The organism is Periweissella cryptocerci, assembly GCF_004358325.1.
GTDB classification, from domain to species: domain Bacteria; phylum Bacillota; class Bacilli; order Lactobacillales; family Lactobacillaceae; genus Periweissella; species Periweissella cryptocerci.
On record NZ_CP037940.1, the window covers coordinates 1,131,969 to 1,155,920 of the forward strand.

At 41.6% G+C, this 23,952-nt stretch carries 20 protein-coding genes; all 20 read right to left on the minus strand.

Annotated elements, in window-relative coordinates:
- Positions 1-59: 59 nt before the first annotated feature.
- The gene (locus EQG49_RS05145) at positions 60-1,928 is read right to left on the minus strand and encodes a hypothetical protein (protein ID WP_133362964.1); all 1,869 of its coding nucleotides are present in this window, start codon (positions 1,926-1,928) and stop codon (positions 60-62) included.
- 18 nt (positions 1,929-1,946) lie between these two features.
- Positions 1,947-2,981 carry a WxLIP family cell surface protein gene (locus EQG49_RS05150; protein ID WP_133362965.1) on the minus strand — a complete coding sequence of 345 codons (1,035 nt, stop codon included), beginning with the start codon at positions 2,979-2,981 and terminating at the stop codon, positions 1,947-1,949.
- A 76-nt stretch (positions 2,982-3,057) separates the two neighbouring features.
- Entirely contained in the window at positions 3,058-3,642 is a 585-nt protein-coding gene (locus EQG49_RS05155) for a WxL domain-containing protein (protein ID WP_133362966.1), read from the minus strand.
- Positions 3,643-3,839: 197 nt separating this feature from the next.
- Positions 3,840-4,448 (minus strand): hypothetical protein, encoded by a 609-nt coding sequence (locus EQG49_RS05160; protein ID WP_133362967.1) that lies wholly within the window; start codon positions 4,446-4,448, stop codon positions 3,840-3,842.
- Positions 4,429-4,932, minus strand: a complete 504-nt coding sequence (locus EQG49_RS05165; RefSeq protein ID WP_133362968.1) for a hypothetical protein — start codon at positions 4,930-4,932, stop codon at positions 4,429-4,431. Before EQG49_RS05165 ends, EQG49_RS05160 begins: the two co-directional genes overlap by 20 nt.
- Positions 4,933-5,572: 640 nt before the next feature.
- Positions 5,573-6,445 carry a UTP--glucose-1-phosphate uridylyltransferase GalU gene (gene galU, locus EQG49_RS05170; RefSeq protein ID WP_133362969.1) on the minus strand — a complete coding sequence of 291 codons (873 nt, stop codon included), beginning with the start codon at positions 6,443-6,445 and terminating at the stop codon, positions 5,573-5,575.
- A gap of 133 nt (positions 6,446-6,578) precedes the next feature.
- Positions 6,579-7,595, minus strand: a complete 1,017-nt coding sequence (locus tag EQG49_RS05175) for an NAD(P)H-dependent glycerol-3-phosphate dehydrogenase (RefSeq protein ID WP_133362970.1) — start codon at positions 7,593-7,595, stop codon at positions 6,579-6,581.
- Positions 7,596-7,619: 24 nt separating this feature from the next.
- A complete protein-coding gene (gene lgt, locus EQG49_RS05180; RefSeq protein WP_133362971.1) occupies positions 7,620-8,459 on the minus strand; it encodes a prolipoprotein diacylglyceryl transferase in 840 nt (279 codons plus the stop codon).
- 24 nt (positions 8,460-8,483) lie between these two features.
- Entirely contained in the window at positions 8,484-9,470 is a 987-nt protein-coding gene (hprK, locus tag EQG49_RS05185; protein ID WP_133362972.1) for an HPr(Ser) kinase/phosphatase, read from the minus strand.
- Positions 9,470-9,847 (minus strand): phage holin family protein, encoded by a 378-nt coding sequence (locus EQG49_RS05190; protein WP_133362973.1) that lies wholly within the window; start codon positions 9,845-9,847, stop codon positions 9,470-9,472. Before EQG49_RS05190 ends, hprK begins: the two co-directional genes overlap by 1 nt.
- A 3-nt stretch (positions 9,848-9,850) precedes the next feature.
- Positions 9,851-10,204, minus strand: a complete 354-nt coding sequence (locus EQG49_RS05195; protein WP_133362974.1) for a PspC domain-containing protein — start codon at positions 10,202-10,204, stop codon at positions 9,851-9,853.
- A gap of 892 nt (positions 10,205-11,096) precedes the next feature.
- Complete coding sequence (gene phoU, locus EQG49_RS05200) at positions 11,097-11,768, minus strand: phosphate signaling complex protein PhoU (RefSeq protein ID WP_133362975.1); 672 nt, start codon at positions 11,766-11,768, stop codon at positions 11,097-11,099.
- A 51-nt stretch (positions 11,769-11,819) separates the two neighbouring features.
- Complete coding sequence (pstB, locus tag EQG49_RS05205) at positions 11,820-12,578, minus strand: phosphate ABC transporter ATP-binding protein PstB (protein WP_133362976.1); 759 nt, start codon at positions 12,576-12,578, stop codon at positions 11,820-11,822.
- 146 nt (positions 12,579-12,724) lie between these two features.
- Entirely contained in the window at positions 12,725-13,543 is an 819-nt protein-coding gene (gene pstB / locus EQG49_RS05210; RefSeq protein ID WP_423245978.1) for a phosphate ABC transporter ATP-binding protein PstB, read from the minus strand.
- A 19-nt stretch (positions 13,544-13,562) separates the two neighbouring features.
- Complete coding sequence (pstA, locus tag EQG49_RS05215) at positions 13,563-14,450, minus strand: phosphate ABC transporter permease PstA (RefSeq protein ID WP_133362978.1); 888 nt, start codon at positions 14,448-14,450, stop codon at positions 13,563-13,565.
- On the minus strand, positions 14,450-15,370 hold the full coding sequence (gene pstC, locus EQG49_RS05220) for a phosphate ABC transporter permease subunit PstC (protein ID WP_133362979.1): 921 nt from the start codon (positions 15,368-15,370) through the stop codon (positions 14,450-14,452). Before pstC ends, pstA begins: the two co-directional genes overlap by 1 nt.
- Before the next feature lie 123 nt (positions 15,371-15,493).
- Complete coding sequence (locus tag EQG49_RS05225) at positions 15,494-16,366, minus strand: phosphate ABC transporter substrate-binding protein PstS family protein (RefSeq protein ID WP_133362980.1); 873 nt, start codon at positions 16,364-16,366, stop codon at positions 15,494-15,496.
- Between the two features lie 673 nt (positions 16,367-17,039).
- Complete coding sequence (locus EQG49_RS05230; protein WP_165964794.1) at positions 17,040-19,307, minus strand: leucine-rich repeat protein; 2,268 nt, start codon at positions 19,305-19,307, stop codon at positions 17,040-17,042.
- Between the two features lie 57 nt (positions 19,308-19,364).
- Positions 19,365-21,464: a leucine-rich repeat protein gene (locus tag EQG49_RS05235; protein ID WP_133362982.1), complete on the minus strand. Its 2,100-nt coding sequence runs from the start codon at positions 21,462-21,464 to the stop codon at positions 19,365-19,367.
- 282 nt (positions 21,465-21,746) lie between these two features.
- Positions 21,747-23,921 (minus strand): leucine-rich repeat protein, encoded by a 2,175-nt coding sequence (locus EQG49_RS05240; RefSeq protein WP_133362983.1) that lies wholly within the window; start codon positions 23,919-23,921, stop codon positions 21,747-21,749.
- Between the last annotated feature and the right edge of the window lie 31 nt (positions 23,922-23,952).

Consider the following 23,952-nt stretch of genomic DNA (forward strand, 5'->3'; position numbering starts at 1 on the left):
ATCCGTGACTTTTTCGGCAGGTAAGGCACTCCGCCAGTTAAGTTAACCGGATTTACCGGTCACTGAATACCATCATTTAGCGTCCATGTAATCGTACCGCTATAATCGCCTGCAAGCATACTATTATCTAGCGCTGCTAATAGACCTAAGTTTTCTGGGTAGGTAATTGCGTAATCACTGGCTTTGGGAATGGTACCACTAAAATCACTAGATTTTAATACCCCCGTTGCCGTGTCAGCAGTACTTGTAATCTGTAATGGCGTGGCTCCTTGGCTAGGCACCCACACGAGCGGATCAAGTTCTTGCCCGCCATTTCGCGTAATGCGCTTGCCATCATTAACCATAGTCGTAACCGAAGCTGACAAGGTCCACGCTGGTACATCTCGATCATCATAAATTCCAAGGGTCATCGTATTCCCATTATCACGGTTAATTAGCTGCTTTGAACCATCCTTCGGTAAGTCGAATAATGTTGCCGACCAGCCGAAGTTTGTTGGCCAAGTATTAGTACCATACACTGAATCCATGAAATTCAAACCTTGGGGATAACTAAAAACATGGGCTTGCGCTTGTGACAAGGTCGTCATATTTGCCGTCGTATAGTTGCTTGACCATGGTGTCCCATAGCCGCCCTTCATGGCCATCGCACCATTTCCACGCATGTAGAGCGTCGGATTAGTCGCAGCTTGGTCTGCGTAGGCCGTCGAACGCATTGATTGCGTCGTGTTGATTGTCAGCAATGCATTCGCGGTCGTGTTAGTCCCAAATACCGGCGCCGCGCTAGCTGCAAATTTTGCACTAGCAACGTTACCCAGGTTGATTTTATCCGCGGCCGTTGCCGTGCCAGTAATTACGCCGGCACTAAGGTTATTTTCAATATCAACATTGGCACCATCAGCGGCATTCATCACAACGGCGCCACTAAACGAACTAAATTCAAACAATGGGCCGGTACCTTTGAAATTCATGTTACCTTGACTACCAATATTCAAAGTAAAGGTACTCATTGTATTTTGAAAGACATCGTGTTTTGTCGTAGCGGTGTTTTGGTAGTTAAATGTTCCTTGAATATCCCACAACAATGGAATACCACTTGTACCATACCAGATATTACCACTACGCGCCGAAGTCCAATTCAACGTCGCGCCTTGGGCTACGCGTAGCAACATTGGGTCACTGCTACTAGACATATTACTATTTACACCGGGTGCAATTGAGCCATTGTAATCACTTTTGTAAAGTTCTTGAAAAGTTGTTACACCTGGATTATCAGGGTCGTCACTCGGTTGAATTTCAATCGCATACGCTTCGGCTAGCTCCTGATCTCCAAGTTGAATAATGTTGTTATTCCCTTTTAGAATAATGTGCCCACCTTGCCACCAAAAAGCTTGCGTAAATGTTGGCGTGTTAGGAAAACTCCAGGTACAGTTTTCATATGTTAACGTTCCAGTTGTAGCCTTCACGCCATAAAACACGCCATAGTAGCCCCGTGAATACCCGGTATTGCTCGTTTGGCTTGAGCCGTTTTCGGTCGGACACGATACTTTGGTGTCACTTGACGACGTGCTTTGCATGTTCATGTTCTTCACGTAAATGTTTGACCCCGCCCCAGTTACAGTAAAAAATGCTAGGCCGTGATCATTACCGTACACTGCGTGACCAGCAAAATCAATGTTAGTCGACCGTGAGATGGTGTAGTTGGAGGCAGTCGAATTATTAATATAAATATCGTTGGCAAAGACAATTGTATCGACTGAGCTTGCATTCGCATTTGTGACTTTTAAGGCTGCCGTCATATCGGTTCCACTCGTGACTAAGTATGAGCCGTCTGCTTGAACCGTGTAAGCGTGGCCGACATGTTCCGTCATCACCAATAGGCTAACCAGTGCCAGCAAGGCTATCAATGCTTTTATTATTAAATTTTTCATTGATAACCTCACTTTCAATTAACCTTGATTTTCGTCTTTTTTGGCTTTCCGGCGCTTGTAAAATAGGAAGAACCACAATAAGAAAATAATAATTACTAATAACGCTGCGACTACTCCTAGTAATACATACAGGAGGACATTACGTTGGCCGACAACTGCAAGACCACGGGATTCTTTAGGTTTAACTTCATCCGCCGTAATGACGAAATCTTTTTGCAAATTCCATTTATACTGCTTACCAGTTGTTTGGTTGGCATGAACATGGAAGGTATACTTCCCCGCGGGCAATTTTTGTTTATCATATTGGAACAACGCATCAAAATTAGTCGTTGGTGCTACCGAATAACCAGTTACTTTTTTACTAACAATTACTTTATCACTGTTGCGTTTCGTAATTGACGCTGTCATATCTAAGTTGGCAATATTTGTCATTGAGGCGTTACGCAGTGTTCCCGCAACATTCACCATATTATTATCAGTTTTGATACCAACAACTGGCATTTCTAAATCCGGCTGAACTACCGTATCCGTTTCCTTAATCACGACACCTTTAGCATATGCATACTGATTACTATAACCACTAGTTTTTTTATCTTCAGTCGTTAATTTTTCAACATAAAAGCCCCCAAGAATCATCCCATCGAATTCAAACTTAGGCATGGTTACTTGCATGCTGACTGTTTTAACGGTGTTCGCTGGCACCGTTACTTTGGGGTGTTTTACTTTGGCAATGCTAGTAAACGGAACTTTCATTGATTGGTCAAGTTTACGCGTGGTCGGGCCATACGTGATGGTACCGTTGTTACTGGTCATCGCATTAGTCGCGGCGACTTTAAAGGTGCTGACTTCAGTTGACTTATTTTCAATTTTGACTTTGAGGTCAAATGTTTGTTGTGGTTTGGCTTTTAGATCAAAGAAACTCAACTTTTTATTTTGTTGCAACGCCGACGGAACCGTATTCACTGAATAACCAACTTCTTCGGCCCCTACGTTATTAACAAAACCAAGCATACCTAAAACTACCGTCATCATGATAATTTTTATTTTGTTCATGTATCTTGTACCTCCACTGATAGCTGTTAGAAATAAATTTATGTATCGTTGAGCACTAAAATGCTCAACTTAAGTCTTAACTTGCTGAAGTTGGATCTGAGTCAACTAATGTGTATGTGATTTTACCGTCATACTTTCCGGCTTGTAACGTTGAGCTAGGGTTTACTTTAATTGTCGAGGTCACCGTTCCAGACATCGTGGTCGCAGTTGTCGTTAGGCCCCCATTGGCAACAGTTGCGGTCGCACTATCATCGGCAGAATAAATATTATCAACCGTCTGACCAGCAACAGCGGTACCATCGGCAATGTTCATTGAAACTGCACTAGTTAATAATTTAACATCGTCCTTACCCTGCAAAGTTAAATCACCTGCTGAAGCTGTCACGTACCAAGGTAATGATGCACCCCGTAAGTCGGTAACTTGGATTGGGGCCGCACTAGTCGCAATGCCACTCGTGAATCCGGCTTGGGTATCGGTAATTGCGCCATAATTAAATGATGGCACCGAGTCCAATGAAATCCCACCAGCTTGAATATGCACAACAGTTGAGCCATCCTTCGGGCCGTCTAATTGTGCTGCACTAGTCATTGGTGTGGCAACTGCAAACACCATCCCGGCTAAAGTTGTCGCTAAAATGGTACTAATAATCGTCTTTTTCATGATTTTCACCTTTCTTCGTTTTACTATATTCAGATGCCCGAAATGGCTCCTGAAAAAGATTTAACACGCACGTTATTCCGCTTCCATGTTAATTACTGGCGCGCATGAATCACGTTTCAGTATCAAATGAAGTCATGTACCTACATTTTTATAATTTTTATTTGCTTGAACACAATCGTAACCAATTAATTTTTCCATTAAGTAATTCCATCGGTAACTAACCAATGCGTAACAATCGCATAGCTGTCCGGTTGCAAATTACGACATAGCTTAATACCGATAGCACCGGGATCCCAAGTTATCTGATACTTGGCGGGACCAGGTGTGGCACCATGGGTTGCAACAATCGGTGTCCAATCATGCTGATCACGGTGCGCTTGGTAATCACTGGTTCTAATGACTTTTTTGTCGATGCTCTGAAATTGCCCATCACTCATCTGCCGGGTAATGCTAGCTTTAGCACCATCAATCACGTAATCGGCTAGGTCACAGGTTTGGCCCTGTGCGCCCACAACTTTGTCAGATTTCACCAAAATTGACCAATCGCCACTATCGTTATCACGCTCATCTTGAATTCGTAAGTGAACGGTATCAACGTTGTAGATTGTCTTACCTAATTTTGCCAATGTCCAATTACCAAAATCTGCTGATGTTGCATTGATAATTTTAACGCCCGGCTTCACCTGTAAATCTGTCCGCCCAATCGTTTGGGTTTCTAAACTACGGGTAGCTGCTAGCGTTGGCATGGCGTAGTTACTAATTAGTACGATTGTGAGGACGCCAAGCTTAATCAACTTGTTCATCATTAGTCCCCTTTCGCTTTCGCCGTTTGAACAACAATAATAGTAAGAAAAATAGCCCGAAAATTATTAATATCCCACTAAATGTAAACCAAAAAATCCACCACAAACCACAACTAGACCTCATCCCTTGATTATCACCTGTTGCGCGCAAATTAAATCTGCCACCAACACTCGAAAACCAAACAATCAAATCCTCATATTTTGTGATCCATGTCTTTGGCCGGCGCCGCACTATGTCCACCGCATTTCCTGAGGCGGCTGGTGTCTGCTCAGCGCCAACAATTGGCGCTGCCTGTTGTTCGGCTTCACCACCCGAGTTGGGTAATGTCGAACTAATTTGCGCAGACTGCCTAAGCTGGCTAACCACTTTACTAGTATCTTGTAGCTGAAACGTATTCTTGGAAGTTATTTCCGCGGTACTACCCGTCTGCCATACAATTAAGGCTAGCAAAATGCCAAAGACACTAATCAACCACTTGATTTTCATTTTGATAGTAACCACCACCTTCTGAGAAATTGTTCACTTTGCAAAGACACCAACATATCCACTTTTCAATTGCTGAAATGTTTCTAAGTCTATGTAGTTTTTACTAGAACCTTCATCTGGTCGGTTTGTGGCACTTCAATTGGTACTACATTATTTTTCTAATTTACTGTCACCAGCGACGTACTATTCAAGCATATCTTTACCATCACCACCGTTTCTGTTACCAATCTAGAGTTTCTCCAATGTAACACTAGTAATATTACTAACTAATTTGGTTCTACATGTGAACTATCTAGGGTTTTTTCATAATATTTAAAATGCTACTAAATAAACCTAACCATGATAAATTTGAGTTACCAGCCAAAAACTGTTCTATTTATTCTAGCTCGGGATTATCATTTCCGTACTTTTCAATCATCGAATTACTGAGATTCTATTGACGGTGTTTTTTCATGCCACTGCGGTCTGTGATTAGTAACTGTTTCCGCTAGCTGGAGAATTATTACTAACTAACGCAATTTCCAGACACGGAGTGGCCAATTTTATTCAATCCCACGTCAGACGGAATAGAACCCCAAAAGCCAGGAACGCAAAAAATCCCCTGCACATTGCTATGCAGAGGACTGATTCATGTATTAAATTACAAAGTCTTAGCGATTTCCTTGATGTATTCGCGCAAGGCATCCTTAGTTTCAGGGTGTTCCAAGCCAAATTCAATTGAAGTTTCCAAGAAACCAATCTTAGAACCGATGTCGTAACGACGGCCCTTGAATTCGTGGGCGTACACGTGTTGACGCTTGTTCAAGCTATCAATCGCATCCGTCAATTGGATTTCGTTACCCTTACCAGGCTTCGTGTTTTCCAATTCTTCAAAGATTTCAGGTGTTAACAAGTAACGACCGATGATCGCCAAGTCTGAAGGAGCATCTTCTGGCTTAGGCTTTTCAACGAATTGCTTAACTTCGTACAAGCCATCACCCAAGTCTTGGATTGGGTCGATGACACCGTACTTAACAGTTTCTTCGTGAGGAACCTTAACGACAGCAAGGGTTGATTCACCAGTTTTTTCGTATTGGTTGATCAATTGCTTAGTCAAAGGCACTTCATCCTTGGTCACATCATCACCAAGCAAGACAACGAATGGTTCGTCACCAACGAAAGCCTTAGCTTGGAGCACGGCGTCACCTAAACCACGTGGGTTTGATTGGCGAATGAAGTACAAGTTGATGTTAGTCGTTTCTTGAACCATCGCTAACTTATCAAACTTACCATCACGTTCCAATGACATTTCCAATTCAGGGTTTGAATCAAAGTGGTCTTCGATTGAACGCTTTGACTTACCGTCAACAATCAAGATGTCTTCGATACCAGAGGCAATGGCTTCTTCAACGATAAATTGAATCGTGGGCTTATCAACAAGTGGCAACATTTCTTTGGCCAATGCCTTAGTAGCTGGCAAGAAACGAGTTCCGAGTCCAGCTGCTGGGATAACGGCTTTACGTACTTTTTTCATATTATTCATACTCCCTTAAATATTTACTGGTTTTACTGTTCCCTGTAAAAAGTTAGTTACTTCTTACACAAGAACTATTTTAACAGATTATGCCATAATTCGCTAAAATAATCTAAATGTTATCAAACATTAATTAGTTAGTTTCATTTGCTGCTGGACGCTTCATCAAGTCTTTGATAGCTTGGTTAATGTCTTTATCTTCATACAAAACTTGGTAAATCGCATCAGTAATTGGCATTTCAACGTGGCGTTGTTCTGCTAATTCCTTAGCGGCTTTCGTAGTTGAAACCCCTTCGATAACCATGCCCATGTCTTCTTCAACTTGCTTCAAAGACTTGCCTTGACCCAATTGGTAGCCCGCACGCCAGTTACGTGAGTTAGCTGAAGTTCCAGTAACAATTAAGTCACCAACCCCTGACAAACCAATAAAGGTTAATGGATTAGCGCCAAATGCCAAGCCCAAGCGACTAATTTCAGCTAATCCACGCGTAAGCAACGCGGCCTTAGCATTATCGCCATAGCCCAAGGCCACTAAGGCACCCGCACCAATCGCGATAATGTTTTTCAAGGCACCACCCATTTCCGTTCCAATGACGTCATCATTTGTATATACCCGGAAATTTTCAGTTGAGAAAGCAGCTTGGAAACGTTCGGCCGCTTTGATGTCATCGCTAGCAATCGTCACCGTTGTCAAATCGTGTTTGATAACGTCTTCAGCATGTGAAGGTCCTGAAAGCACTGCTAGGGCTGAGCGATTAGCTGGTGCAACTTCTTCAGCAAGCATTTCTGAAACACGTTTGTAAGTTCCAGGTTCAATCCCCTTAGTTGCGTGACCTAAAATAACTTTTTGGTTGTTAGCTTTCAATAATGCCCCAAGTTGCTTACCAACTTCACGGACACCTTTGGTTGGAACAACACTCAATACCATTTCAACGTCTTTGATAGCTTCGCCCATATCAGCATAAGCCACTAAGTTTTCATTCAACTTTGCTGCTGGTAAGTAATGTTCATTCGTGTGTTTTTCATTAATTTCAGCGACTTGGGCCGGTTTGTGCGACCACAAGCGAACGTCATTGCCATTTTCAGCTAAGACGTTGGCTAAGGCAGTACCCCACGATCCAGCACCTAAAACTGCAATTTTTTCTGTCATGCGTGATTCCTCTTTTTAATTGAATTATTTATTTTGTAGAATACTGTGACCATCTAGATACCAGCGATTATCTGGTTGTGTTTTGCGCCGATAAATCCACAAGGTAATTGCGACCACAAAGATAATTGCGGATAGTAATTGTGACACGCGCAACCCGGCAAACGGCAAGTACAAACTATCAGTCCGCATTCCTTCGATAAAGAAACGGCCAAACGAGTACCAGATTAGGTAACTAAACAGTACTTCACCTTGTTTGAACAAGTGCTTACGGTGACGTAGGCTAATCAAAACAATGAAACCGGCAATATCCCACAATGATTCCCACAAATACGTTGGCATCCGATACTGCCCATTGATAAACATTTGATTAATAATAAACGTTGGCAAATGTAAATCAGTTAAGAAACTCTTGTTAACGACACCACCAAAAGCTTCCTGGTTCATGAAGTTACCCCAACGACCAATCCCCTGCGCCAAAATCACGGTTGGGGTAATGATATCAAGGAACAACCACGTGCTGATAAACTTATGACGGGTTACAAGGATAATCATTATTAGACCACCGATTAACGAGCCATAAATCGCAATCCCACCATCCCAGATAGCTGGAATTTCACTGAGATGTTGCTTGTAATACGACCACTCAAAGAGTACGTAATACGCTCGGGCAAAAATCAACGCAACCGGTAATGCCCACAAAATCGCATCGTACACATCATCGGCGACTAATCCGCGCCGCTTGGCTTCACGTACTGATAAGGTCACCGCAATCACTACCGCGGATGCAATAATCACTCCGTACCAGTGCACCTGGATTGGCCCCAAGCGCAAGGCAATTGGATTAAGTGCTGCTAACAAATCCATCCCTAATACCTAACTCTCTTATTTTTATTTATTCTTATTGTCTTTGTCAGCTTCCGCAGCTTTGTCGGCTTCGCTGTTTTCCGCAATCAAACTGTTCAAATTATTATCGAACGTCTTCATGGCATCGTATCCCATTGACTTAGCCCGGAAGTTCATTGCCGCAGCTTCAATAATCACGGCCAAATTACGCCCAGTACGTACAGGAATAGCGAAACGGGGAATGTCTACACCTAAAATGTTTAAATTATCGCCAGCGTTACCTAGGCGATCAAATTTCGCATCTGGTGACCAACTTTCCAAGTGTAAGTTCATTGAAATCGTTGAGTGTGAACGAACTGCACCCGCACCGTACAAGTTCATAACATCGATAATTCCGACTCCACGAATTTCCATCAAGTGCGTCAAGATAGCTGGGGCTTCCCCAACTAAACGTTCTTCATCTTGTTGGAAAATATCAACACGATCATCGGCAACTAAACGGTGACCACGGCGCACAAGTTCCAAGGCAGTTTCAGACTTACCAACACCTGAATCACCAGTAATTAAGACCCCTAAACCGTAAATATCAACCAAAACCCCGTGAACTGATTGGCGTTCTGCTAATTTACCACTCAAGAAGTAGGTCATGTTGGCCAAGATCCGTGATGAAGTTAGGTTAGTTGTTAACAATGGAATATGTGCTTCTTCAACTGCTTGTTTGATTTCAGGTGGAACCGCTAAGCCTGTTGACACTACAAATGCTGGTGTTTCAGAACTGGCCATTTTACGAGCAACCATTAACAGTTCTTCATGGCTCATCCGCTTTGAAAATGAAATTTCAGTTATCCCTAATAATTGCACTCGATCAGGAGCGTAATAGTTAAAGTATCCTGTCATTTCAAGTCCTGGCCGTGAAATGTCACTGGTCGTAATCAAACGATCAAGATATTCTTCCCCTGCCAAAACTTCAAGCCGCGTATTTTCAACTAAGTCACGAATTTGTACTGATTGAATTTGATCTGTTTGTGCCATTAAAATTCTCCTTCTTCGTCTTTATCTTTATTAACGTACTTTGAAATAACTGCATTCACAATTGAAATAATAATCGCCACAACCATAGTCACCCCAAAACTTTTAAAATAAAAGCTTTGTGAACCCACAACTGCAGAGGTTAACTCCAACATGGCTGCATTAATCACGATGCTAAATAATCCGAGCGTCAAAATCGTAATTGGTAACGAAATGATAATCAAGAACGGCTTAATCACCGCATTCAAAATCGCCAGAATTAGGCTCGCGACAATCGCCACCCAAAAGCTTGAAACAAAAAACAAATGCGAACTTTGCATAAAACCAGCTAATGCGATAAATACAATCGCATTAACCAATACTCGTTGATAAAATTTCATAACTTATTTATCATCCTTTTCATCAATTTCAATTGCATGGATTTCCTTACGGCCACTTGGATTGCCAGTAGTTGGTTGCCCTTCCCCCCGGAACTGGCGAAATGCTTCAAATGGACTAGGATTCTTACTAACTGGTCGTGGCATAATCAACGCCGCCACAATATACAAGGCCACCCCCATTCCTAATGTAAATCGTGGTAAAGGCAAGTGCCACATTGGTGCTGATGTCACAATGATTAAGCCGACATAAATTCCTCGTAGTAAGTTAGCGTTCCAACCAAAGAATTCGGCGAAGCCACCTAGGACTCCGAAGAATAATCTGTTGTTTGAACGACGTAATTGTTTAGTTTTTTTCATGCTGTTTATTTCCTTTCATGCGCCTAGCGCTAGTTAAAATTCTACACCTTCTAATTTTACCGTATTTATACCAGTTTGGCACGATAATGCACATTTATTACCGTTATCTTCATATTTTGATTGGCAATTTTTAGATTGGTAGTTGCCACTACGTGCCACGGAAGCTACTTGGTGCACCATGTTGGGAGCCAAGCTTTCCAAGCCTGTAGTCTTGGAAAGTCTGCGTGAACTGGGAGAGTAATCGCTAAAGCGCTAACTCTCCTCATTTCTCTTGAGCGAAGTGATGAATCACTTCCCAACACGGTGTAAAGGCTGCGCCCACCAAGTAGCTTCCTTAGGCACTCCGTTAGTTTGTACATTTTCAACAATAAAGACTGCGCAAAGCCAAAAATTCTACTCCATTGTTAAACTATTCAAATCAGCGTAGTGGTCGATAACGTCAATCAAGCTATTTATTCTAACGTGGGGTTGTCGTTTCTGCACTTTTCAGGTATCGAATTACTGGGAATCAATTGTCAGTGTTGTTTTTTTCATGCCATTGAGGCCTAGGGTGGTAAATGTTTTTTCTAGTTTGAGCATTATTCCTAACTAACGCAGTGGCTGGAAATTGCTTGGCGGGCGCAGCCTTTACACCGCGACTGGGGGAATATGTGTGAAACGCATATTTCCGCTGAGGATGAGATGAGGAGTTTTGGGGATTTATCCCCTAGACTCCCAGCTTATCCGAACCTCACAAGACCGCATTTTGGCTTGTGAGGTTGCTTCCAGCACGGTGCGTCAAGCAATTTCTAGACACGGAGTGGCCAATTTTATTCAATCCTAAGTCAGACTGAATAAAATCATATAAACCAAAAACACACCTACATAATTGCAGATGTGTTCTAAATGAATATTAAAGGGTTGAGCCGCCGGGGTTCAAGTCGACAATCTTACCAGTGCGCTTGTAAACGATCCATTCGGCAATGTTGGTGACATAATCGGCGATTCGCTTCAAGTGACCGGCAACTAGTAAGTAGTCGGTACCAGAAGTTGCCAGTTCAGAATCTTGTTCAATGCTCTTAATGACGTCTAAACGAACTTGATCAGACATTTCAGCCACTTGTGCATCACGTTCAGCTACTGAAGTTGCACCAAGCGCGTCATCGTTAACATATACGCCCAAAATATCTTTGACCATTTGACGGGTAATTTCACCCATGTTCGCAATGTTTTCTTCGATGTTAGCCATCCGCTTAGTTCCCTTAACCCGGATTGTTGCGGTTGCAATATCGCGGGCGTGATCACCCATCCGTTCAAGTTCTGAGACAGCCTTCAAAACTGTCACGATTTCACGTAAATCAATGGTAACCGGTTGGTACAAGGCAATCATTTCAAATGTCTTTTTTTCAATTGCCACTTCACGTGAGTTGATTTGTTCATCTTCTTTAATAATCAATTGGGCCGTTTCGCGATCGTGATTCACAAACGCAGTCACAGACTTACCAATTGTTTCACTGACCAGCATCCCCATTTCAGTAAATGAGGCGTCCAAATCAGCTAATTCTTCATCAAATAATCGACGCATATTTTGTCCCCTTTAGTATGTTTTATTTGTTATCGCTATCCAGGAATTTGTCTAACCGAAACGACCAGAAATATAGTCTTGGGTTTTCTTTTCTTTTGGATCAGTGAATAGTTTCGTTGTTGGACTGATTTCAATCAAATCCCCATCCATGAAGAATGCTGTCCGATCAGAAATCCGTGAAGCTTGTGACATATTGTGCGTCACAATGATAATCGTGTAGTCATTCCGGATGTTCATCAACGTTTCTTCAATTTTGTGTGATGACACAGGGTCAAGCGCACTAGTTGGTTCATCCAGTAACAAAATATCTGGTGAAACTGCTAATGTCCGCGCAATTGAAACTCGTTGTTGTTGCCCACCAGATAGTGACAAAGCACTTTTATGGAGGACGTCTTTAACTTCATCCCAAATGGCCGCTTGCTTTAGCGCCGTTTCAACTTTTTCGTCGAGCACAGCTTTGTTCTTTTCACCGGCAATGCGCAATCCAAACGCTACATTATCGTAGATTGAGAATGGAAATGGATTAGGTTGTTGGAACACCATACCGATTTCTTTACGCAATTCGACCGTATCCGTCGTTGGGGCATAGATGTTTTGGCCTTTGAACATGAAGTTACCAGTCACCGTCACACCGTCCGTTAAATCATGCATTCGATTAATCGCCCGAATATACGTTGATTTACCAGAGCCAGAGGGACCAATCAAAGCCGTAATCCCCTTTTCAGGAAAGTCCAAATCAATTCCGTGTAAGGCTTCTTTTTCGCCATAATAGAGGCGCACATTTTCAGTTGTTAAAATTGGTTCTGCCATATTTCCTCCATAATGTGCTCGTAAGAACTGCCTGCTTAGAATAACTTACTTATTTTGATAATTCATAATCCGAGCCACCAAATTCACTATGTTACTCACCGAAGCTAGCCGTTCTCGCACCGCACTTTCTCTTTTTCGCACTTTGCTTAACCAAAGTTACCTGAGATGTAATCGTTTGTAATTTCAACTTTTGGCCGAGTGAAAATCTTCCGGGTTTCATCATATTCTAAGACCTTGCCCATATGGAAGAATGCCGTGTAATCCGAAATCCGAGCAGCTTGTTGCATATTATGCGTCACGATTACAATGGTGTATTTTTCTTTAAGTTCTAATAATGTGTCTTCGATTTGCGATGTCGAAATCGGATCCAACGCACTGGCTGGTTCATCGAGCAACAAAATATCAGGCTTCATTGCAATCGCCCGCGCAATTACTAACCGTTGTTGTTGTCCACCTGACAACGCAAGGGCGCTTTTGCCCAAATCATCCTTGACTTGATCCCACAAAGCGGCTTGCTTCAATGAAGTTTCGACGATTTCTTCCAATTGTGCCTTATCTTTCATTCCGCGTTGCTTCAAAGCAAAAGTGATGTTATCACGAATTGACTTAGCAAATGGGTTCGGCCGTTGGAATACCATGCCGACGTGGCGGCGCATTTCATAGACGTCAACTTCTTTTGAATTAATATCAATGCCGCGGTACATGATGTTACCCTTCACCGTCGCAACCGTATCGTTCATCCGGTTCAACGAGCGCAAGAAGGTTGACTTACCAGAACCAGAAGCCCCAATCAATGAAGTAATCTTGTAACGTTCAAATTGTAAATCGCCTTCACTTAATGCTTCATTGTTGCCATAAAAAACTTTTAAATCTTTAGTTTCCAAGGCAATTTCGGCATCTTCGTCAAAACGGTAAATATTCCGTAATGGCGCCGTCGTATTCAATACTTTATTTTCATCCATCATCATTTTATTTCCTTTTTTATTAACGTGCGGCTGTTAATCGTTTGAACAAGACTTTGCCTAACCAACGAGCTAAGAGGTTAAAGATTAAGACCGCAATCACGAGGACTGCTGATGCACCGGCTGAAACAGCGGCGGCATCTGGCATAATTCCTTCTGAATTAATCTTCCAGATGTGCACAGCGAGAGTTTCAGCTGGTCGTAATGGGTTCAAAGGACTCGTAATGTCAAAGGGATTCCAGTTGCCAAAATTCAACGCTGGTGCTGATTGACCGGCTGTATAAATTAAGGCCGCGGCTTCACCGAACACCCGTCCGGCAGAGAGCACTACCCCAGTAACGATACTTGGTACCGCTGCTGGTAAGATGACATGCCCGACTGTTTCCCATTTTGACAAACCAAGGGCGGCTCCCGCTTCACGTTGCAAATCAGGAATCGACTTAAGTGAACCTTCAACAGAACGGGTGAGCAATGGTAAGTTGAACAACGTTAAGGCAATGGCTCCTGAAAGAACCGAGAAACCAAGTTTGAATTGAACCACGAAGAGCAAGAAACCGAACAAACCAACGACCACTGAAGGTAATGAGCTCAAGATTTCGATTGCTGTCCGGATGACCGCCGTAAACCAGTTTTGCTTGGCGTATTCATTCAAGTAAATCCCAGCACCTAAGGCAATTGGCAATGAAATCACCATCGTCAAAATTAATAAGTAAAATGAGTTAAAAAGTTGTACCCCAATCCCACCACCGGCTTGGAAGGCTTTGGCTGGTGAAGTCAGGAAGTGCCAACTCAAGTGTGGTACCCCATCAATTAAGATGAAGCCCAGCAAAGCTGCCAATAGGAGAATGACTAAGCTGGCAATTGTATACAACACAATGGTTGCGACTTTATTAGATGTTTTTGCGCTCATTATTTCAATTCTCCCTTCTTACCAATCAAACGAATGATGATATTAAAGACTAATGACATCAATAACAGAATTAAGGCGAGTGTCCAGAGCACATCATTTTGCATTGAACCCATCACTGTGTTACCAATTCCCATCGTCAAGACTGATGTTAACGTTGCTGCCGGGCTGATTAAGTTTCCTGGCATAATCGCAGCATTACCCACGACCATTTGGACGGCCAATGCTTCACCGAAGGCCCGCGCCATCCCGAAGACGACGGCAGTTAAAATTCCCGGCGTTGCTGCCCGTAAAATAACTTTGTAAATTGCTTGCCAGCGGGTTGCCCCAATAGCTAGCGCTGATTCACGATAATATTGTGGTACTGACCGTAACGTATCGACAGTCATTGAAGTTACAGTTGGGAGAATCATGACGAACAAGACAATTGTTCCTGACAGAATCCCAAAACCAGAACCACCGAAGATATTACGGATGAATGGGACAACAACCGTTAACCCAATGAATCCATACACAACTGAAGGAATTCCGACCAACAATTCAGTCACCGGTTGTAAAATTTTGGCACCGTACTTTGGTGAAATTTCAGTCATGAAGACCGCGGTTCCAATCGCAAACGGTGTCGCAATAATTGCTGATAACACCGTAATTAAGAATGAACCAACAATCATTGGTAATGCACCAGTTTCTGGCTTACCATTAGCACCATTGACTGACGGGTTCCACGTCTTACCTGTCATGAAGTCCCAAAAATTAATTTTATCAACGAAGAATGTTGCTAGTCCTTTTGAAGCGACGAAGTAAAAAATTGATACCACGACGATCGCAATTAAAAGCAAAGCTGAAATACTTAATGTTTTCCCGATACGTTCTTTTTTTGTTGCAATCGAAGTTTTTAACAAACTTTCACGGATCTCATCCATGAGCACTCTCCTTATGTTTCATGTATTCGGATGCCCGACTTCCTTGTATTTTACATATTTGGATATCCAGTCGGTTCCTAATTAATTGGCATTGTGTATTAGCTCCCGGTTGGAAACTTTTGATTATTTATTGATGACTTGACCATCGGCTTTCCGTTGCACATGCATATCATGAATTGAGATATATCCTAATTGTGGTACAACGGTATTTTGAATTTTTTCAGATTGTAAATAGTTTAGGAAGTCAGCGACCTGCCCTTTAGGCTGTCCCTTGGTATAGACGTGTTCATATGCCCAAATCTTCCAAGTGTTAGTTGTCACATTCGCAACTGTTGGTTCAACATGATCAATGGCAACTTTTTGCACTGACTTGTCAGCATATGAAAAGGCCACATAACTGATGGCACCTGGGGTTGTGGCAACGATTGAACGGACCATCCCAGATGAATCTTGTTCAGGTGCGGGTGCCGATTCAGCGCCTTTCAAGGCCCATTTTTCAAAGACCGCCCGCGTACCTGAGCCTGATGCCCGGTTTAACAAGGTAATCGCTAAATCTTTACCACCAACTTGTTTCCAGTTGGTAATCTTGCCCGTAAAAATTTGGATTAATTGCGCTTGGGTCAATTCTTTGATACCCGCGTCTTTGTTAGCAATTGGGGTAATCCCAACGACTGCGACTTGGTGATCAACGAGACCTTTAGCATTAATACCTTCTTTTTCTTCAGCGAACAAATCAGAGTCACCCATGGTTACGGCACCGGTTTGGACTTGTGACAGCCCAGTCCCAGTCCCACCACCTTGAACATTAATGAAGACGCCCAAGTGTTTACCGGCATATTCTTCACCAGCCGCTTCGACTAATGGTTGCAATGCGGTTGAGCCAACTGCGGTCATCTGCGTACCACCACCATTTTGTGCTCGTGTATTATACGAGTAGCCAAGCCACCCACCTAAGGCAACAACGATGATCGTTGTAATCACCCAACTGCGTTTCATATTCTAATGCCTCCTAGTTTAACTACGTTGCATGCCAGCCGCCAAGCGGTTCCGTCATGCACATCTTCTACTGTATTTAGTATACGTAAACAACGTAAAACCAATGTAGATGGAATGTAAAGATTGTGTAAAGACTATAATTCTTTTTACTTCACTAATCTGATAGTTAATATGGCTTTATTTCTTCTGACGTGGGATTGAGTAAAATTGGCCACTGCGTGCCAGTAAATTACTTGGCGCACCACGCTGGAAGCACATGTTCAAGCCAAAGTACGGTCTTGAACAACTCGGATAAGCTGGGAATCTACGGGAATAAATTCCCTAGATTCCTCATCTTATCCTCAGCGGCGACATGTGTTCCACACATATCACCCCAGTCGCGGTGTAAAGGCTGCGCCCGCCAAGTAATTTACCGCCACTTCGTTAGTTAGGAATAATGCTCAAACTAGCAAAAAATAGGTACCGACCATAGACCACAATGGCATGGGAAAGAGTTGGACCAAAAATCAGGTATCACCCTTCAAATTTGAATTACCAAATAAAAAACCGACATATCAACGTTTCTGAAAACGAGAATGCCGGTTTTTACATAATTTTTAATGGTTACCATTTTAATTGACTGGGTTACCACCTACAGTCATTAAATGTACTAATATATCCAATTTTTTATTGCTTACAATTTACGCTTCTTACTGAACGCATACAAACCAATGACACCAGCGAGCGCAATTGCACCGATGACTGGTAAGACTCGGTTAACAACGTACCCTGATTGTGGTAACACCCTGTCAGAGTTACGCCGAACGCTACTAGTAGGTGTATTGAAACCAGAATCAGTACTCAACGGCATGTAACGCGTACTTGATGAACGCGATGTGTCCCTGTTGGTGTTAGTGCTACCAATTCCACTAGTACCTGTGCTATTACCACCAGTTACTGGTAATCCAGTTGGATTATTGGCGGTATTAGAACTTGAGCTCTTAGCAGTGCTGTCATCATTCTTCTTGTCTGTGCTACTTGATGCCGCTGACGAACTCGTGCTGGCAGTTGATGATGATTGACTGCTTGAGTTTCCTGCAGAATTATTGTTACTGTTATTTGTATTACTACTGCTGTTGGAACTATTATTTGAGCTACTACTTGAGCTGCTACTATCGTTATTCTTTACAGCCGTCTTAGCGTAGACAAACTTATAACTCCGCCCGGCATTGGCACCGAGGGTCAATTGTTTGCCAAATGAATCCGGTACGGCTTGCCACGTATAATCACCTACTACACGCGAAAGGCCACTAATACTAAGTTCTTTAAAATCATAGCCATTAATCGCAAGCTCTTTATCGTCTAAATCCAAGATATCATTCATAAAGCCAGTCACCTTTTCAGGAGTAACAAGGTTCTGGTCATTAATGTCGACACGATAAATTGTAAATTCTGAAGTAGCTGCCTGATATTGATAAACAATCTCGTTCATCCCAATACTAATCGTCCCATTCTCAGTACCACTGTACAACGTCGGCTTGCCGTAACCAGCAATTGTTGGAATCGTTGGAAGATCATATTTAGTACCAACTTTTCCACTGAGCGTAAATGATGTGATTGGCTTCCGATCCGCACCCGTTGAAATAACTTGACCATCTTGGTCGATATATTTATAAGTGACTGTCCCACCAAGTTGCCATTTATCATGACCGACGAGTGGATATGAATTATTTAAATCATTAATATTAGCTAAGAATTTTTGTGCTGCTGATACATCACTATCGCCATTTAATGGAATAACAATCCCACCCGGATGAGGATTATAAAATGTATCATTTTCAATAGTTAAAGCTGTATTTAAGTTTCCAATAATTAGTTGGCTCAACGTACCATACTGATGCTCATTATAATAATCGTAAATTGGCGAATACACGCTCTCATTGATTTGAATTAAATTTGGTAAATTAGTTAGTGTTAATGTCTGTAGGGTGGTCTGCCCAAAAACGTTGTCCTCAATCGTTTCCAGCTTTGCCAAATTATTAATTGTAACAGTAGTTAAATTTTTGCAATTATAGAACAATTCTGATGGAAGTGATTCTATTTTAGCAAGTCCATCGAAAGTGACTGTTGTTATACCACTATCGCCATCGAACATGTCACGGGGCAATGATCTTAAATTATCAAGATTCGTAAAATTAACTGTCTTTAAGCTTTCACAGCTGTTAAATATGGCATCCCCGATTCTGGTAAGCTTTGGTAAATTGGCCAGATTAACACTGCCCAAATTGTCTTCCTCTTCATAATATCCGGTCATAAATGAACCCGCAAACGCTCCGTCACCAATACTTGTTAACGCTGGTAAGTTCGTCAAATTAACGGTGCGCAAGGCTCCACAATTCGCAAAAGCATTATTTCCAATGGTTTTTAAATTATCCAAATTTGATAATTCGATTGCTTCCAAGGTTTCAGAGCCGTCAAACGCACTTTCACTGATAGTTTGTAATGAAGTTAATGAATTAAGATCCACTGTTCTCACCGATTCGATACCGCTAAACGCATAAGATCCGATACCAATTATCGACGTTGCAAATTCTGCTGGAAACGTAACATGTCCATCCCAACTTTGCCAATCTCCTAAAGCTAGGTACTCGTTAAATGAATCGCTAACTCCGGTTATAACCCCATTTGTAACCTCAAAATCATCGGCAGTAAACTCATGTACCTCACCATCATCGGATATCGCCCGATCAGTTTTTTTAGCTTTATTTTTTATTTTTGAAGTCGGTACTTTTGTTGCCAATTCAGTTTGGTCGGTAACTTCCTTATCAGCTAAAGCAATCGGAGTCACCCCCATTCCACCAAGCAAGGTAGTCGTGGCAATACCGGCATACAAAAAATGTTTACCATTTAAGTGTTCTGTTATTTTATAAAAATTATGATGTGGCTCTTTCTCATGTTTCATTAGCATTGCTCCTTAGCGGTTAATTTAGTAGATATTAATACTGAGCACAGTCGGTTATTATTTAGTTTTTTTCTTATTGAACACATATAAACCAATTACCCCAGTAAGAGCAAGAACACCAAAGATTGGTAAAATATGGTTAACAATAGCCCCAGATTGTGGCAATGCTTTACTAGCATTATTATTCGGAGCGTTACGCGGCGTATCCGTGCTCAGCGGAATAAATTTCGAATTCGTGACTTGTGACTTGTTTATTTTCTTAGTACCGGTGCCACTAACTTCAGTACTGTTTCCCCCAGTGCTTGGGAGTGCATTCGGATTTTGCGTAGAGCTTGAACTTACAGGCGAATTATCATTTTTACCAGTCGTGGTACTTGATACCGTAGCTGAACTCGACGTAGCCGGTTTTTCACTACTTGAACTTGCACTACTACCAGTTGAACTATTATTATTCGTGTTAGTATTGTTGTTATTCGTAGTATCGTTATTTTTATCTGGTGTTAATGTTGCAGTCTTAGAATACACAAACTTATAGTTACGACCGGCATTTGCTCCAAGTGTTAGTGATTTACTAAAAGAGTCACCCACTGATTGCCATCCATAGTCGCCAACTGCACGTGACAAAGTACTAATATTAAGTTCCTTAAAATCATAACCATTGATAGCTATTTTTTTGTCATCCAAATTCAATGTATCATTAGTAAAACCAGTAACCTTTTCAGGTAACACCAAATTATTATCATTAGTATCAACACGGTAAATCATAAATGAAGCCATCTCTGCTTGATATTGATATACGATTTCGTTCATACCAGGACTAAAAATACCGTTCTCAACACCACTGACTAATGTTGGTTTGCCATACCCCGCAATTGTTGGCAGCATTGGTAAATCGTATTTTTCCCCAGCTATACCAACGATTGTCACTGCTTTCACCGGCATATTATCCGTTCCCAATTTGATAACTTGTTCATTTTGGTCGATATACTTGTACGTTATTGCGCTACCCACGTGCCATTTTTCGTTCACAGAAACATATACGCTATCCCCGATATAATTATTAGCCGCAACAAATTTTTGCGCCGTCGTTAAATCAGTAATCCCATCAACTGGAATTACAAGTCCGCCTGGTTTAACTATGTGTAGTGCTTCAGTTTCCAGCGTTAATCCGGCATTTAAATTCCCAACAATAATACGATCTAAAGTCGGGCTACTTTCGTCCCAATTAGAAAACGCATCAGAATCAATGTGAATTAAATTCGGTAAATTTGTCAAACTCAGCATTTGTAAGCTTCGCGCATCATTCAAAGCGTTGGTCTCAATATTTTTTAACTTAGGTAAATCGTTAACCGTCACTGTGGCTAAATTTTCACATTCACTAAAAAGGTTATAGGTCAATGATTGTAGACTATCCAGCCCGCTAATTGTGACCGCATTTAACTTTCCACAATATTCAAACACGCCTGTGTCTCCGTGGTAGGTCCCCTCATAATCAGCAGGATCATAATTATCATACGTTCCCGCATCATAATAACTTGTTCCCAGTTTCGATAGTAATGGCAGACTAGCTAAATTAACCGTTTCTAAATTTTCACAATCATAAAATGCCCCCGCACCAATCGTGGTTAAATTAGCTAAATTGCTGATATCAATTGCTTCCAAGAAAACATTGTCAGCAAAAGCATACTCACCAATGGTTTCTAATGCAGTTAAGGCATTAAGATTAACTGACCTGAGTGGAATACCTTGAAATGCCTCATCGCCAATCCCTGTAATTGTCGTTGCAAATTCATCTGGAAAAGTTATCAAACCGTCCCACTTAGAACCATCTTCATACATATAATTTAAAAAATTGTCAGTAAAACCAGTTATTACCCCATCGATAACAGCAAAATCATCTGCCGTAAATTCATAAGCCTCGCCACCATATGACCAAGCACGACTGGCTTTTTTTGACTTACTTTTTATTTTCTTAGGTGCGACTTTATTCACTAATTCCATTTGATTAGTATCTGCCTTATCCGCTAATGCAACTGGTGTGGCACCAATTCCACCAATTAATGTCGTTGTGGCAAGCCCTGCGTACAGAAAATGCTTACCATTCAAATGTTCTGTTAATTTGTATAGATTATGATGTGGCTCTTTTTTGTGTGTCATTCATTGCACTCCTCATATAATTAGTTTTAATACTATTAATTTTACTAAGAAAATATGAAACAATTTTGTACACCATATACTAAAAGATTGAAGCTAAATCCAGCCTCGTCCAAACCGTCTAATTAGTTTTCGTAATTAGACGAATCCAACTAATATCATCTTTAGATTCCACGGTAAAAATATTAGTGTACACAAAAAGGGCAACTCGTTTTCATGCACAAGTTACCCTTTCTTAATTAGGTTGATAAATACTATACTAATGCGTAATTATTTTTGGGATGCTTACAATTTACGTTTCTTACTGAAAGCATACAAACCAATGACACCAGCGAGCGCAATTGCACCGATAACTGGTAAAACTCGGTTAACAACGTACCCTGATTGCGGTAAATTCTTGGTGTCGTTACCACGAATACTACTTGTAGGCGTATTAAAACCAGAATCAGTACTCAACGGAATATAGCGTGTATTTGATGAACGCGATGTATCTGCATTGGTGTTACCAATTCCACTAGTACCCGTACTATTACCACCAGTTACTGGTAACCCCGTCGGATCATTTGTGGTACTAGTACTTGAACTCTTGGCAGTGTTGTCATCATTTTTCTTATCCGTACTACTTGATGCCGCTGACGAACTCGTGCCAGCAGTTGATGATGATTGACTGCTTGAGTTTCCCGCAGAATTATTGTTACTGTTATTCGTATTGCTAGTACTACTGCTGTTGGAACTATTATTAGAGCTATTACTATCGTTATTCTTTACAGCTGTCTTAGCGTAGACAAACTTGTAACTCCGCCCAGCATTGGCACCGAGGGTCAATTGTTTGCCAAATGAATCTGGTACAGCTTGCCATGAAAAATCACCAACAGCCCGTGAAAGTGACGTGCTATTAAGTTCTTGGAAATCATAACCAGCAATTGCAAGCTGCATATCATCTAAATCCAAAATATCATTAGTAAATCCGCTGATTTTTTCAGGTGGCACAATATTTTTATCATTCGTATCGACACGATAAATGGTAAATTCAGACGTCGCACCCTCATATTGATAAACAATCTCGTTCATCCCAATGCCAATTGCACCGTTCTCAGTACCACTGACCAATGTAGGCTTACCATAGCCAGCAATCGTTGGTGTTGCTGGTAAATCGTACTTAGTACCAACTTTTCCGCTGACTGTAAATGCTTTCACAGGTGTTCGATCAGTCCCAAAAGTAATCACCTGACCATCTTGGTCGACATACTTGTAGGTAACCGTACCACCAAGTTCCCATTTTCGACTTCCAGTAAATTGATTATCATTATTTAACTCATTAATACTAGTAAGAAATTTTTGGGCTGTTAGCACATCACCATCACCATTCAGTGGAATAACAATTCCACCTGGATGAGGCATCTCAAACGCATTTTCCTCGACAGTTAACGCTGAATTTAAATTACCAACAATCAGTTGATTAAAAGCGCCATATCCATCATCATCACGTTCGTTAGCATCATATACGTACCTGCCGATATAAATTAAATCAGGCATATTCGTTAACGTCAGCGTTTGTAGCGCTGTATTTCCTAAAAATGTGTCTTCAATACGTTGTACCTTGGGTAAGTTATTGAGTGTAACGTTTGTTAATTCCGGGTTATCACTAAGCAGATCTTCCGGTAATACTTTTAAGCTATCAAGACCGTCAAGGGTAACACTTGTCAGATGCTCACAACCACCCAGCGCGTAACTGCCAATACTTGTTAACTTTGGTAAATTGGTTAGAGTAATTGTCCCTGAATAATCCACATTATCCATCCATCCCCAATTCATAGAATAAGCAAAAGCATAATCATCAATGGTTGTCAGGTTCGGCAAATTATTCAACGTAATTGAAGTGGCCCCTCCCAAGTCGCCAAATGCACTATTACCAATCTTTTTTAAATGTTGTAAATTAGAAAGATCAATTTTTTCTAAATAGTAGGCACCACTAAAAGCGCCATCCCCAATAAATTCTAACGCGGTTAACGAATTAATATCAACCGCAGTTAGTGCCTCCATACTCAGTGCACTTGGACCAATCCCCTTGATTGTAGTCGCAAATTCGGCTGGAAATGTAATTTCTCCATTCCAAGGAGAATATTCTGACCACGCCTCTACGGTCTCGAAAAACGAATCATCCATCCCTGTAATGACACCGTGTTCAACAACAAAATCTGCTGCCGTAAAATTATAGGCTTGACCAGTATCTGACCACGAGCTTCCGTATCTTTTGTTTTTCGTTTTCGTCTTGGTAGGAACTGCTGTAGTCACTAACTCGGTGGCATTAGCAGCCGGTTTATCAGCTAAGGCGATTGGAGTTGCCCCCATTCCACCGATTAACGTGGTCGTTGCAAGCCCAGCATAGAGAAAATGCTTACCATTCAGATGTTCGGTTATGCGATAAAAATTATGATGTAGTTCTTTATCATTTGTCATTAGCGGGATTCCTCCTTTATTTCCATTTTTT